The 13,726-nt window shown below is 67.6% G+C and carries 14 protein-coding genes; 12 read left to right on the plus strand and 2 right to left on the minus strand.

Going from position 1 to position 13,726, the window contains the following annotated elements:
• Window positions 1-183, minus strand: a 183-nt coding sequence (locus MJ605_RS00005) for a hypothetical protein (RefSeq protein ID WP_243038622.1), incomplete at its 3' end; no start/stop codon positions are given.
• On the opposite strand from MJ605_RS00005, the gene MJ605_RS00010 reads away from it, so the two are divergent.
• Together MJ605_RS00010 and glpK are read left to right on the plus strand one after the other, a co-directional pair.
• Window positions 184-744, plus strand: coding sequence for a TIGR00645 family protein (locus MJ605_RS00010; protein ID WP_243038624.1), 561 nt, complete (start codon window positions 184-186; stop codon window positions 742-744).
• Between the two features lie 74 nt (window positions 745-818).
• Entirely contained in the window at window positions 819-2,318 is a 1,500-nt protein-coding gene (gene glpK, locus MJ605_RS00015; protein WP_243038626.1) for a glycerol kinase GlpK, read from the plus strand.
• 76 nt (window positions 2,319-2,394) lie between these two features.
• Here glpK and MJ605_RS00020 read toward each other — a convergent pair whose 3' ends face one another.
• Window positions 2,395-3,330, minus strand: a complete 936-nt coding sequence (locus tag MJ605_RS00020; protein ID WP_243038627.1) for a carbohydrate kinase family protein — start codon at window positions 3,328-3,330, stop codon at window positions 2,395-2,397.
• 258 nt (window positions 3,331-3,588) lie between these two features.
• Here MJ605_RS00020 and MJ605_RS00025 point away from each other — a divergent pair, with 258 nt between their 5' ends.
• The 10 genes from MJ605_RS00025 to lipB all read left to right on the plus strand — a co-directional run bounded on the left by MJ605_RS00025 (window position 3,589) and on the right by lipB (window position 13,716).
• Entirely contained in the window at window positions 3,589-4,635 is a 1,047-nt protein-coding gene (locus tag MJ605_RS00025) for a rod shape-determining protein (protein ID WP_114826925.1), read from the plus strand.
• Window positions 4,636-4,647: 12 nt separating this feature from the next.
• On the plus strand, window positions 4,648-5,634 hold the full coding sequence (mreC, locus tag MJ605_RS00030; RefSeq protein ID WP_243038629.1) for a rod shape-determining protein MreC: 987 nt from the start codon (window positions 4,648-4,650) through the stop codon (window positions 5,632-5,634).
• On the plus strand, window positions 5,631-6,116 hold the full coding sequence (gene mreD / locus MJ605_RS00035; RefSeq protein WP_243038631.1) for a rod shape-determining protein MreD: 486 nt from the start codon (window positions 5,631-5,633) through the stop codon (window positions 6,114-6,116). Before mreC ends, mreD begins: the two co-directional genes overlap by 4 nt.
• Before the next feature lie 4 nt (window positions 6,117-6,120).
• Window positions 6,121-8,124 carry a penicillin-binding protein 2 gene (gene mrdA / locus MJ605_RS00040; RefSeq protein ID WP_243038633.1) on the plus strand — a complete coding sequence of 668 codons (2,004 nt, stop codon included), beginning with the start codon at window positions 6,121-6,123 and terminating at the stop codon, window positions 8,122-8,124.
• A complete protein-coding gene (rodA, locus tag MJ605_RS00045) occupies window positions 8,121-9,239 on the plus strand; it encodes a rod shape-determining protein RodA (RefSeq protein WP_243038635.1) in 1,119 nt (372 codons plus the stop codon). The genes mrdA and rodA overlap by 4 nt, the downstream gene beginning before the upstream one ends.
• A gap of 105 nt (window positions 9,240-9,344) precedes the next feature.
• The gene (gene mltB, locus MJ605_RS00050; RefSeq protein ID WP_243039987.1) at window positions 9,345-10,358 is read left to right on the plus strand and encodes a lytic murein transglycosylase B; all 1,014 of its coding nucleotides are present in this window, start codon (window positions 9,345-9,347) and stop codon (window positions 10,356-10,358) included.
• Window positions 10,355-11,275, plus strand: coding sequence for a septal ring lytic transglycosylase RlpA family protein (locus MJ605_RS00055; protein WP_243038637.1), 921 nt, complete (start codon window positions 10,355-10,357; stop codon window positions 11,273-11,275). Before mltB ends, MJ605_RS00055 begins: the two co-directional genes overlap by 4 nt.
• A gap of 60 nt (window positions 11,276-11,335) precedes the next feature.
• Complete coding sequence (locus MJ605_RS00060) at window positions 11,336-12,565, plus strand: D-alanyl-D-alanine carboxypeptidase family protein (RefSeq protein WP_243038639.1); 1,230 nt, start codon at window positions 11,336-11,338, stop codon at window positions 12,563-12,565.
• Between the two features lie 13 nt (window positions 12,566-12,578).
• The gene (locus MJ605_RS00065; protein ID WP_243038641.1) at window positions 12,579-12,869 is read left to right on the plus strand and encodes a DUF493 family protein; all 291 of its coding nucleotides are present in this window, start codon (window positions 12,579-12,581) and stop codon (window positions 12,867-12,869) included.
• 178 nt (window positions 12,870-13,047) lie between these two features.
• Window positions 13,048-13,716 carry a lipoyl(octanoyl) transferase LipB gene (lipB, locus tag MJ605_RS00070; RefSeq protein ID WP_243038643.1) on the plus strand — a complete coding sequence of 223 codons (669 nt, stop codon included), beginning with the start codon at window positions 13,048-13,050 and terminating at the stop codon, window positions 13,714-13,716.
• The last annotated feature ends 10 nt before the right edge of the window (window positions 13,717-13,726 follow it).

Genomic DNA, 13,726 nt, shown 5'->3' on the forward strand with positions numbered 1-13,726 from the left:
AAGGCGTTTCTCTTTGGGCGCGACGATGGCGGGTGCGGACACGTTACCCTCGCCTGGCATGGCCGATGTCGGCAGCGACGGCTGGGCTTGCTCTGGCCGTGGACTGAATGGTTCGACCGGCTGCGCTGCCACAGCGCGTAAAAATTTGCGATCATCGGCGATCCCTTCCTTGCCGTGACGCATATGACGACTCCCCGCAAGAGCCGCCTCGGTCCGCTCCCCTATCTGATCTTTTCCTCGCGCTGGCTGCAGCTGCCGCTTTACCTGGGCCTGATCGTGGCCCAGGCGATCTATGTCGTGCAGTTCCTGCGCGAACTGTGGCACCTGGCGGATGCCACGCTGTTGGGCCATGTCGTCGAAGGTGCAGGCGCGGAAAGCGCCGAGACCACCATCATGTTGACGGTGCTGGGCCTGATCGACGTGGTGATGATTTCCAACCTGTTGGTGATGGTGATCGTGGGCGGCTATGAGACCTTCGTGTCGCGCCTGAATCTGGACGGCCATCCGGACCAGCCCGAATGGTTGTCGCATGTGAACGCCACGGTGCTCAAGGTGAAGCTCGCGATGGCGATCATCGGCATTTCTTCGATCCACCTGCTGGCTACCTTCATCAAGGCGGATTCGCTCAATCCACAGACCATCATGTGGCAGGTACTGCTGCATCTGGCGTTCGTGGTATCCGCGCTGGCCCTGGCCTTTATCGATCGCATCATGCAACCGGGAGCGAGAGCGGCCGACCACTGAGCCGGCGAGTCGTCCCAGCGTACCGGTTGTTGCTACGCTTGCGCCTCGATCACGGGTGTGTGGAGCGTGGTAGCGTGGAACGGCGTTACATCCTGGCCCTGGACCAAGGCACCACCAGTTCCCGTGCGATCCTGTTCGATCGCGCAGGCTCGGTCGTCGGTTCGGCGCAGCGCGAGTTCGCGCAGATTTTCCCGCAGCCTGGCTGGGTCGAGCACAATCCGCGCGAGATCCTGACCAGCGTACTGGTCACGGTCACGGAGCTGCTGGCCAATACCCAGGTCGAGCTCGGCGAGATCGCCGCCATCGGCATCACCAACCAGCGCGAGACGACCCTGGTATGGGATCGCGCTACCGGGCAGCCCATCCATCACGCCATCGTGTGGCAGTCGCGGCAGAGCGCGGATATCTGCGAACGGTTGCGGCGGGATGGCTACGAGCCGCTCGTGCGGGAGCGTACCGGGTTGCTGATCGACGCCTATTTCTCGGCTACCAAGCTGCGTTGGATCCTCGATCGAGTGGAAGGCGCCCAGGCACGCGCCGAACGTGGCGAACTGCTGTTCGGCACCATCGACAGCTGGCTGATCTGGAACCTCAGCGGCGGGGCGGCGCATGTCACCGATGCGAGCAACGCCGCGCGCACCCTGCTCTACGACATCCATCGCCGCCGCTGGGACGACGACCTGCTGGCGATCCTGGATATTCCCGCCGCGATGCTGCCGGAGGTGCGTTCCAGCAGCGAGGTCTACGCGAATACGGCGCCCTCGCAATTCTTCGGCGCCAGCGTGCCCATCGCGGGTGTCGCCGGCGACCAGCAGGCTGCGCTGTTCGGCCAGGCCTGCTTCGCGCCGGGCATGGCCAAGAACACCTATGGCACCGGCTGCTTCATGCTGATGAACACCGGCGGGCAGGCGGTGCCGTCCAGGCATGGCCTGCTTTCCACGATTGCCTGGCAATTGGGCGATCGCGTGGACTATGCCCTCGAGGGCAGCATCTTCGTGGCCGGCTCGGTGATCCAATGGCTGCGCGACGGCCTTCGCATGCTGGGCAAGGCGAGCGACTCCCAGGCCTATGCCGAGCGAGTGGCGTCCAGCGATGGCGTCTATATGGTGCCTGCCTTCGTCGGGTTGGGCGCGCCCTATTGGCGCAGCGACGTGCGCGGCGCGGTGTTCGGCCTGAGCCGCGGCACCCGCAAGGAGCATTTCGTACGGGCGGCGCTGGAGTCGATGGCCTACCAGTCGCGCGACGTGCTCACGGCGATGGAGGCCGATGCAGGTATGGCGCTGAAGGAACTGCGCGCCGACGGCGGCGCCATCGCCAATGACTTCATGGCGCAGTTCCAGAGCGACATGCTGGGTGTGCCGGTGCTGCGTCCGCGGGTGCAGGAGACCACGGCGCTGGGCGCGGCCTACCTGGCGGGATTGGCGGTCGGGTTCTGGCAGGACTGCGAGGAAATTGCCGGCCTATGGCAGGTGGACCGGCGCTTTATGCCGGCGATGCCGGAGGCGGAGCGTGCCCGCCTCTATCGCGGCTGGCGGGAGGCGGTGAACGCCACGATGGGATTTCGCGTGGAATAGGGTGGTGCGGGTGCGAGGCCCCGTCGTCCCGGCTCACGCTGGGATGACGGCCCGTTGCGGGATGTAGACCGCGAGCTCAGTCCAGCCCGTAGCCGAACTGCTCCTTGAACTCCGCCGTGAACTGCGCATAGTCGAAGCGCTGGTTCTGCGTGCCGGGGTGTTCCACCTTCAGCGCGCCCATCAGCGAGGCCATGCGGCCGACGGTCGGCCAGTCCTTGCCCTTCATGATGCCGAAGATCAGTCCCGCGCGATAAGCGTCGCCGCAGCCGGTCGGGTCGACCACCTGGCGTTCGCGGGCGGCGGGGATTTCATGGATGGTGCCGTCGGTATGGATCAGCGAGCCGCGCGGGCCCTGCGTCACGATATAGGCCGTCACGCGCGAGGCGATGTCTTGCGCGTTCCAACCGGTGCGCTGCTGCAGCAGCTGCGATTCGTAGTCGTTGACGATGACGTAGGTGGCCTTCTCGATCATGGCGCGGAACTCGGCGCCATCGAACAGCGGCATCGCCTGGCCGGGATCGAAGATGAAGGGCACGTTGCGCGCGGCGAATTCGTCCACGTGCTGCAGCATCGCGTCGCGGCTGTCCGGCGCCACGATGGCGAAGCTGATCTCCGGGATGTCGCGCACGTGGTTGGTGTGCGCGCTCAGCATGGCGCCCGGATGGAAGGCGGTGATCTGGTTGTTGTCCAGGTCCGTGGTGATGAAGCACTGCGGGGTGAACTGGTCGGCGAACTCGCGCACGTAGTCCAGGCGGATGCCGAACTTCTCCATGTGGGCGCGGTACGGGCCGAAATCCTGGCCGACGGTGGCGACCGGCAGCGGGTCGGCGCCCAGCAGCTTGAGGTTGTAGGCGATGTTGCCGGCGCAGCCGCCGAACTCGCGGCGCATCCGCGGTACCAGGAACGAGACGTTCAGGATATGCACCTGGTCGGGCAGGATATGGTTCTTGAACTGGTCCTGGAACACCATGATGGTGTCGTAGGCAAGCGATCCGCAGATGACGGCAGACATGGCGCGAGGCAGTTCCCTGGCAGTGGACGGGCAGGCCGGACGGCGTGGCGACGGTCCGGCTCAAAGTTCCCGATGATACCGGCATCAGGGCCTGGCCGCGACTTTCCCCTGCGCGGCGATGGCGAGACGGTATTTCGAAAACGCGCATATCACCGCGTACGCAAAGGCTTTCTTAACGAGATTGTCCTTGCGATCCGGGGGTTTGCTGACTAGACTGGCGCGCTTACTTTTTAACCAGAGCCGGCGCGCGGCGGACCCATGTTCAAGAAGTTTCGCGGATTTTTCTCCAACGACATTTCGATCGACCTCGGCACGGCCAACACGCTCATCTACGTGCGGGGCCAGGGCATCGTCCTGAACGAACCGTCGGTGGTGGCCATCCGCCAGGACCGCGGCCCGGGCGGCCCGCGTGCCGTCGCGGCGGTGGGCAGCGAGGCCAAGCGCATGCTGGGTCGCACGCCGGGCAACATCGCCACGGTGCGTCCGATGAAGGACGGCGTGATCGCCAACTTCTCGATGACCGAGGCGATGCTGCAGCACTTCATCAAGCAGGTGCACCGCTCGCGCATGCTGCGGCCCAGCCCGCGCGTGCTGGTCTGCGTGCCCTGCGGCTCGACTCAGGTGGAGCGCCGCGCCATCAAGGAATCGGCCGAAGGCGCCGGTGCCCGCGACGTGTTCCTGATCGAGGAGCCGATGGCCGCCGCGATCGGCGCCGGCATCCCGGTGCACGAGGCGCGCGGCTCGATGGTGCTGGACATCGGTGGCGGCACCTCCGAGGTGGCGGTGATCTCGCTCAACGGCATCGTCTACTCGCAGTCCGTGCGCGTGGGCGGCGACCGCTTCGACGAGGCGATCATCAACTACGTGCGCCGCAACCACGGCACGCTGATCGGCGAATCGACCGCCGAGCGCATCAAGCTGGAAATCGGCTGCGCCTTCCCCCAGACGAACGTGAAGGAAATCGAGATCTCCGGCCGTAACCTGGCCGAGGGCGTGCCGCGCATGTTCACCATCAACTCCAACGAAGTGCTGGAGGCCCTGCACGAGCCGCTGTCGGGCATCGTGGCGGCGGTGAAGTCGGCGCTGGAGCAGACCCCGCCGGAGCTGTGCTCGGACGTGGCCGAGCGGGGCATCGTGCTGACCGGCGGCGGCGCCTTGCTGCGCGACCTGGACCGCCTGATCTCCGAGGAAACCGGCCTGCACGTGCAGGTGGCCGACGAGCCGCTGACCTGCGTGGCCCGTGGCGGCGGCAAGGCGCTGGAGCTGATCGATCAGCACGGCAGCGATTTCTTCGCTCCCGAATAAGCCACAGGGGCCATGGCGCTCGCGCGCGAGGAATCCTCGCCCCTTTTCGCCGGCACGGTCGCCGGCACGCTCAGGCTCATCGTTTATCTCGCCCTGGCCATGGTGCTGATGGTGCTGGACCATCGCAACGGCTGGATCTGGCGCCTGCGCTACACCACCTCGGTGCTGGTCGAGCCGATCTACCGGCTGGCCAGCCTGCCGGCCACCGGCATGCGCGCGGCCAGCGTGGCGTTCTCCGACCGCAAGATGCTCACCGAGCAGAACCAGCGCCTGCGCGAGGACCTGCTGCTGGCCAACGCCAAGCTCAACCGCATGGCGGCGGTGGCCGAGCAGAACCAGCGCCTGAAGGAGCTGCTGGACACCCAGCACAGCCTGGAGCTCAATGTACAGTTGGCCCGCGTGATCGACGTGGACCTGGGCGCCTACAGCCACCGCATGATGCTCAACGTCGGCGCCCGCGACGGGGTGAAGAGCGGGCAGGTGGTGATCGATGCCCACGGGGTGATCGGGCAGGTGGTGCAGGTGATGCCGCGTACGTCGCTGGTGATGCTGGTGACCGATCCGGAGCATGCCATCCCGGTGGTGGTCGAGCGCACCGGCCTGCGCACCATCGCCTACGGCTCGCGCGACGGCGACCTGTTGAGTCTCCCCAACATTTCCATGGCGGCCGACGTGCATCCGGGTGACAAGCTGCTGACCTCCGGCCTGGGCGGCCGCTTCCCGCCGGGCTTCCCGGTGGGCGAGATCCGCAGCGTGGAGCCGGCGGCCTCCGGCATGTTCCTGGAAGGCCGCGCCCGCCCCATGGCGGACCTGGACCGCAGCGAGGACGTGCTGCTGCTGCATGACCTGGCCGAGCCGGTGGGGCCGCCCGAGCCGGTGGCGCCCGCCGGGCCGCCGGCCGACCTGGCCCCACCCGCCTCGCCGTCGAGCAGCGCCACGCCGCCGCGCGATGCGGCCCCGCCCGCCTCGACCGCCGCCACGCCACCGGTGCAGCCATGAGCAAGCCCAGGATCAGCCTGCTGTGGTTTGCCGGCACGCTGGCGTTTTCCGTGCTGTCCATGATGGTGCCGCTGCCGGCGCCGCTGCAGCCGTTCAAGCCGTACTGGCCGGCGCTGTTCCTGCTTTACTGGTCGCTGGAATCGGGCGAGCGCGTGACCCTGGGCCTGGCCTTCGTGGTGGGCCTGTGCGCGGACCTGCTCGACGGCGTGCTGCTGGGCGAGCAGGCCATGCGCCTGTGCGCGCTGGTGTTCATCGCCCTGCGCTTCCGCTCTCGCCTGCGTTTCTTCCCGATGTGGCAGCAGACCCTGGCCGTGCTGGCCTTGCTGCTCAACGATCGCGTGCTGTTGCTGATCGTGCGCACCTTCGCGGGTGAATCGCTGCCGCCGGCCAACTGGTGGATCTCGCCATTCATCGGCGCCGCGCTGTGGCCGTTCCTGTTCCTGCTCATGGACGACCTGCGCATGCGCCTGCGCATCCAGTAGCGCCATGGCGAGGCATCGGCGCTCGATCAAGGATACCCGCGGCGAAAGCAGCCTGTTCCGCGTGCGCGCGCTGGTCGGCTTCCTGCTGATCCTGATGGGGTTGTGCGCCCTGGTGGCGCGCTACTACTACCTGCAGGTGCAGCGCCACGACGAGTTTGCCCTGCGCTCGGACAACAACCGCGTGAAACCACGGGCGATCCCGCCGGCGCGTGGCCTGATCTACGATCGCAACGGCGTGCTGCTGGCCGACAACGTGCCGGCGTTCCGGCTGGAAGTGGTGCCCGAGCAGGTGCCGGACATGAAGGCGATGCTGTCGGCCATCCGCGACGTGGTGCCGCTGGGCGAGGACGACATCGAGACCTTCCGGAAGCAGCTCAAGCAGAACCGCCGTTTCGACAGCGTGCCGCTGAAGCTGCACCTCACCGAGGACGAGATCGCCCGTTTCGCCATCAACCGCTGGCGTTTTCCCGGCGTGGACGTGGTGCCCTACCTGACCCGCCGCTACCCGTTCGGGCCGCTGTTCGCGCACGTGGTGGGCTATGTGGGACGCATCGACGCGGACGACCTGAACCGGCTCGATGCCGACCGCTACAAGGGCACCAGCCATGTGGGCCGCAGCGGGCTGGAGCGCTCCTACGAGGACGTGCTGCACGGCGAGCCGGGCTACGAGCTGGTCGAGGTGAATGCGGACGGGCGCGTGCAGCGCGTGCTGGAGACGCATCCGCCGGTACCCGGCAAGAACCTGTACCTGAGCATCGACGCGCGCGTGCAGAAGGCCGCCACGGAAGCCTTCGACGGGCGCCCGGGCTCGGCGGTGGCGATCGACCCGCGCAACGGGCAGGTGCTGGCGATGGTCAGCGTGCCCAGCTTCGACCCCAACTTGTTCGTCAACGGCATCAGCAAGGCCGACTACGCCGCCTACATGAATGCCGAGGACAAGCCGCTGCTCAACCGCGCGTTGAAGAGCGCCTACCCGCCGGGCTCGACGGTGAAGCCGTTCCTGGCGCTGGGCGGCCTGGAGTTGGGCATCCGCCGGCCCGAGGACACGGTGCTGTCCACGGGCGAGTTCTGCATACCTGGACAGCAGCGTTGCTATCGCGACGATACCCGTGGCGGCGATGGCACGGTGAACATGGTGCGTGCGATCGAGAAGTCCACCAACACGTACTTCTACAAGCTCGCCCTGGACATGGGCATCGACCGGCTCGCCAGTTGGATGGGCGGCCTGGGCTTCGGCAGGAAGACCGGCATCGACCTGCTGGGCGAGGCCGAGGGTATCCTGCCCTCGCGCGAATGGAAGGCCGCGCGCAGCAAATACCCGTGGTTCCAGGGTGAAACGATCATCGCGGGCATCGGCCAGGGTTACTGGAACGTCACTTCCTTGCAGCTGGCCCACGCCATCGCCACTTTCGCCGGCCATGGCGTGCCGTATGCGCCGCGACTGGTGATGGCCACTTCCGCGGTCAAGGAACGGCCGGTGCCGCTGCCCAATCCGCCCGCTGGCCCCTCGTTGATCCGCAAGCCCAATGACTGGAACGTGGTGAACCAGGGCATGGAAGCGGTGGTGACGGGGGGTACGGGCAAGCGCGTCTTTATCGGATTCCCCTACGTGGTGGCCGGCAAGAGCGGCACCGCCGAGCGTTTCTCCCGCCGCAGCAACGACTACGACACCAACAAGAACACCGCGTACCTTGCCGCGCGCCACCGCGCCTGGTTCATGGCCTACACGCCGGTCGATGCGCCGCGCATCGCGGTGGTGGCCATGCTGGAAGCCGGTGCCTGGGGCGCGGACGACGCCGGTCCCATCGTGCGCAAGGTGATGGAGGCCTGGATCGTCGCGACGGGCGGGTCGGTGCCACCCAGGGCCACGCCGGAAACCGCGCCGGGCCCGGCATCAAGCGTCCCGGATGTCCCCGAGGATACCCCCGTGGCCACGCCCGCCGACCTGTCCGCCATGCCCGCCGACAGCGCCAGCACCGCCACGCCCGAGGATGGAGGCAACCCATGATCGACGCTCTCCAGGTTCGCCTGCAGCGGGTCCTGCGCCGCATGATGACGCGGCCGCGCATCGACCTGCCGCTGGCCTTCGGCCTGCTACTGCTGGCCGGTGTGGGACTGGCCACGCTGTACAGCGCCAGCGGCGGCAGCATGACCATGATCGTCGGCCAGGCCGGCCGCTTCGTGATGGGGGGGGCGCTGCTTCTGCTGATTTCGCGCATCCCGCCTTCGGTGCTGCGCAGCTGGACGCCCTGGCTGTACGCCGGCAGCGTCGCCCTGCTGTTGGTGGTGGCGACGCTGGGCGAGGTGCGCAGCGGCTCCAAGCGCTGGCTGGACCTGGGCGTGCTGTCGTTTCAGCCCTCGGAGCTGCTCAAGCTCACCATGCCGATGATGGTGGCCTGGTACCTGCATCCGCGCCAGTTGCCGCCGAGTTGGAAGGACATCGTGGCGGTGGGCCTGCTGATCGCCATACCGGCCGGCCTGATCGCCGAGCAGCCGGACCTGGGCACCGCCCTGCTGGTCTCCGCGGCGGGCGCCTTCGCGCTGTTCCTGTCCGGCATGGCCTGGTGGAAGATCGGCAGCCTGCTGGCGGCGGTGGGCGCGATGGTCCCGGTGGCCTGGCATTTCCTGCACGAGTACCAGCGCAACCGCGTGCGCACCCTGCTGGACCCCGAGTCGGATCCGCTGGGCAACGGCTGGCACATCATCCAGTCGCAGATCGCGGTGGGTTCCGGCGGCATGTTCGGCCGTGGCTGGCAGCACGGCACGCAGTCGCGGCTGGATTTCCTGCCCGAGCACACCACCGACTTCATCTTCGCGGTGTTCTCCGAGGAGTTCGGCCTGGTCGGCGTGGCCGCCCTGATGCTGCTGTACGCCTTCATCATCGGCCGTTGCCTGTGGATCGCCATGGAGGCGCGCGATACCTATTCGCGCCTGCTGGCTGGCGCCATCGGCATGAGCTTCTTCGTATACGTGTTCGTCAATGGCGGCATGGTCGCCGGCATGCTGCCGGTGGTGGGCGTGCCGATGCCGCTGGTGAGCTACGGCGGCACCTCGGCGGTGTCGCTCTTGACCGGCTTCGGCGTGCTGATGTCGATCCATGCCAACCGCAAGGTGCACGACTGAAGCGTGCCCGTCCGCGACGCGGGAATGGCGCGCCGGAAGAGCCGGTTTTCGCGTGCTTGCATGCTAGGCTTCGCATCGAAGCCGTTCATGACAGCGAAGTCATACATGCCCTCGATTCCCGCGTCGCTCCCGACTCGCCGCCTCGTCGCCACGCTGGGCCTCCTCCTCGCCACGGCATGTTTGCCGGTCCTCGCTGAAACCCATCCCGGGCAGGAGCAGTTGGTCGGCGAAGTCGCCAGGGACACCGGCAAGGATCCACAGTCCCTCAACGCACTGCTGGACGGCGCCAGGAAACAGCAGAGCATCCTCGATGCGATCAGCCGCCCGGCCGAGGCCAAGCCGTGGAAGGACTACCGGCCGATCTTCCTCACGACCCAGCGCATCGACGACGGCATCGCCTTCTACCGCGCGCACCGCGCCCTGCTGGAAAGCATCGGCCGGCAGTACGGCGTGGCGCCGGAATACATCGTGGCGATCATCGGCGTGGAGACCTCCTACGGCCGCATCACCGGCAAGTACAAGGTGCTCGACGCGCTGGTGACGCTGGGCCTGTACTACCCACCGCGCGCCGCGTACTTCCGGGGCGAACTCAAGACCCTGCTGGAGCTGCCGGACAACCGCCTGGCGGGCCCGCTGGACACGCTCACCGGCTCCTACGCGGGTGCCCAGGGCTGGGGCCAGTTCATGCCGTCCAGCATCCGCGACTTCGCGGTGGACGCGGACGGCGACGGCCGCATCGACCTGAAGAACTCGCTGCCCGACATCTTCGCCAGCGTAGCCAATTATTTCGCCAGGCACGGTTGGCAGCAGGGCGGGCCGGTGGCGGCGCGCGCCCAGGCCGATGGCGCGGCGCGCCCCATCACGGTGAAGGATGCCCGGCCACAGTGGCCGCTCGAACAGCTGGAGGCGTGGGGCTATGCGCCGGTGCAGCCGCTCAATCCCGGCGAAGCCGCCAGCCTGCAGTCGCTGGATGGCGAGAACGGCGCCGAATACTGGTTCACCTTCCAGAATTTCTACGTGATCACCACCTATAACCGCAGTCCGCTATATGCGCTGGCGGTGCACCAGCTGGCCCAGGCGATCATCGCCGGGGCGAACGCCACGGACACCGCGCCATGAACTGGCGGCTGGCGTTGCCGCTCCTGCTGATCGCCTTGCTGGCCGGTTGCAGCGGCGGCAAGACGCGGCCCGCCGCTGGCCAGGGCGGCGGGCCGTCGCGGGGCGGCAGCAGCAGCGCCTCGCGCGGTGGCGTCTACGACGACACCAGCCGTCCGCAGAGCAGCCGCTACCGCGACGGCGCCGACAGCGTGCCCGGCGGTCCGCCGCCGGACGTGAGCAAGCTGCCCGAGCCGGTGCCCAAGGTCGAGCCGCTGTCGCTGTACGGCAACAAGTCGCCCTACACCGTGCTTGGCCAGACCTATACCGTGCTGCCCAGCCCCGCCGGCTACGTGGAGCGCGGCATCGCCTCGTTCTACGGCAACAAGTTTCACGGGTACAAGACCTCGAGCCTCGAGGACTACGACATGTACCAGTTCACCGCCGCGCACAAGACCCTGCCGCTGCCCAGCTATGCGCGCGTGACCAACCTGGAGAACGGCAAGAGCGTGATCGTGCGCATCAACGACCGCGGCCCGTTCCACGAGAACCGCCTGATCGACCTGTCCTTCGCCGCCGCGGTGAAGATCGGCGTCTGGCCCAAGGGCACCGGCCTGGTCGAGGTGCGTGCGATCGACCCGTCGCGGCCGCTGACCGCACAGGCCCTGCCGCCGCCACCATCGCCGCCCAGGCCGGCCAGTCCCGGGCCCGGGATTTACCTGCAGGTGGGCGCATTCTCCGACGTCGGCAATGCCGAGCGGGTGGCGCGGCAGTTGCGCGCGGCCAATTTTGCGCCGGTACAGGTGGTGGATGCCCAAATCAACGGCCGCGCCATCCGGCGCGTGCGGGTGGGGCCGCTCGCCAGCGTCGACCAGGCCGACGATGTCACCTCGCGCATCGAGGGCATGGGGCTGCCCCGGCCGCAGGTCGCGGTAGACTGACGCATTGGCATTCTCGCGGCGCCTTCGGCGCCGCCTTTCAGCATTGGATTGAACCGAACGATGAACCTGATCCGCCGTACCCTGTCCTCGCTTGCCGTCGCCGCCCTGGTCGTCGGCACCGCCGTCGCCCAGCAGCTGCCGCCGAAGCCCGCGCCGGTACCGCGCCCGGTGATGCCCGAGGCGCCAGTGCCGCCGCCGCCGGACGTGGACGGCAAGGCCTGGGTGCTGATGGACTACGCCACCGGCCAGGTGCTGGCCTCCAAGGATCCCGACGCGCGCCTGGAGCCGGCATCGATCACCAAGATCATGACCGACTACGTGGTCTCGGCCGAGATCGCCAACGGCAAGATCAAGATGACCGACCCGGTCACCATCAGCGAGAACGCCTGGCGCGGCGGCGGCGCGGGCACCGACGGCTCCACCAGCTTCCTCAAGCTCAACAGCCAGGTGCCGCTGAAGGACCTGCTGTATGGCCTGATCATCCAGTCCGGCAATGACGCGGCGATCGCCCTGGCCGAGCACACCGCCGGTTCCGAGCCCGCCTTCGCCAACCTGATGAATGCCTATGCCAAGCAGCTGGGCATGGTCAATTCCAACTTCCAGAACGCCTCGGGCTACCCGATCGCCAACCACTACACCACGGCGCGCGACGTGGCGATCCTGTCCCGCGCGCTGATCCATGATTTCCCCGAGGACTACGCGATCTCGGCGATCAAGGAGTTCGAGTGGAACGGCATCAAGCAGCACAACCGCAACCTGCTGCTGTGGCGCGACCCGACCGTGGACGGCATCAAGACCGGCCATACCGCCGCCGCCGGCTTCTGCCTGGCCGCCTCGGCCAAGCAGGGCGACTCGCGCATGATCGCCATCGTGATGGGCTCCAGCAGCGAGAAGGCCCGCGCCGACTCGGCCATGGCCCTGCTCAACTACGGCTTCCGCTTCTACGAGACCCACAAGCTGTACGACGCCGGCAAGGCGCTGACCACGCCGCGCCTGTGGAAGGGCCAGGCCAACCAGTTGCCGCTGGGCGTGGACAGCGATGTGCTGGTCACCGTCAAGCGCGGCGACTACGACAAGCTCAAGGCCACCATGGACATTCCGGCCACGCTGGTCGCGCCGTTCACCAAGGGCCAGCAGGTCGGCACGCTGCGCATCACCCAGGATGGCCAGCCGGTACAGAACGTGCCGCTGATCGCCTTGGCCGATGCGCCCCAGGCCGGGTTCTTCGGCCGCCTGTGGGACAGCATCCTGCTGTGGTTCCACAGCGACAAGAAGCCGGACCAGAAGTGAGGAGGTGACCGCGATGCGCGACGTCGATTCCATCCAGCCCCAGCACGAAGGCCAGGGCTTCCAGTTTCCGGGCGAGTTCGAGATCACCGCCATGGGCAATGCCAGCGCGGACCTGAAGGCCCGCGTGCCGCATATCCTGGCCGGCATCGGCGTGGCCGTGCTGCATGAGACGGTCAAGCACCGCCATTCGCGCGAAGGCAACTTCATCTCGGTGACGGTGAGCTTCCGCTGCGATACCCGCGAGCAGTACGACCTGGCGCACGCCGTGCTGCGCGCCGATCCCGATATCCGCTACACGCTGTGAGTTCAGGGGTTTGGGGTGAGTAGCGAGGGTGCCAGCCCATGCCTTTCGGCCTGGCCGAGGGTGAGAGCTTGCGCCCGCGCTACTCACCCCTAACCTCTAGCCTCCCACCGCCGGCCACTTGGCTTCCCCACCGACCGCCCGCACCTGTCCCAGGCATCCCTTTCCCCAAGGTCCCGCCATGTCCCTCCCGCTCAAAGTCCGTCGCCTCGGTCGCCAGCCCTATGAAGCGACCTGGGAGGCGATGAGCCAGTTCACCAACAACCGCGGCCCCGACACGACCGACGAGCTGTGGCTGCTGGAGCACGACCCGGTGTTCACCTTGGGGCAGGCCGGCAAGACCGAGCATGTGCTGGCGCCGGGCGATATCCCGGTGATCCATGTGGATCGCGGCGGCCAGGTCACCTACCACGGTCCCGGCCAGATCGTGGCCTATCCGATGATCGACCTGCGCCGGGCCGGGGTGGGCGTGCGCGAGCTGGTCCACAAGATCGAACAGGCCATCATCGACACGCTGGCGCACTGGAACATCGGCGCCGAGCGCGTGGAGGGCGCTCCCGGCGTGTACGTGGCGGGCGCCAAGGTGGCCGCGCTGGGCCTGCGGGTGCGCCGGGGCTGCAGTTTCCACGGCCTGGCCTTCAACGTGGACATGGACCTGGAGCCTTACCACCGCATCAATCCTTGCGGCTACAAGGGCTTGGCCGTCACGCAGGTGCTAGACTTGGGTGGTCCGTCGCGCCTGGCGGACGTCGAGGACGCGCTGGTGGAGGAGTTCTGCCGCCAGTTCGGCTTCGATGCCGAGCCGGCCGCCCCCATCCTCCCTGAACTACCCGCTCGCGTAGCGGTCTGAGTCTGCCTAC

Origin of the sequence: Dyella sedimenti, from assembly GCF_022760995.1 — a bacterium.
Classification (GTDB): domain Bacteria; phylum Pseudomonadota; class Gammaproteobacteria; order Xanthomonadales; family Rhodanobacteraceae; genus Dyella; species Dyella sedimenti.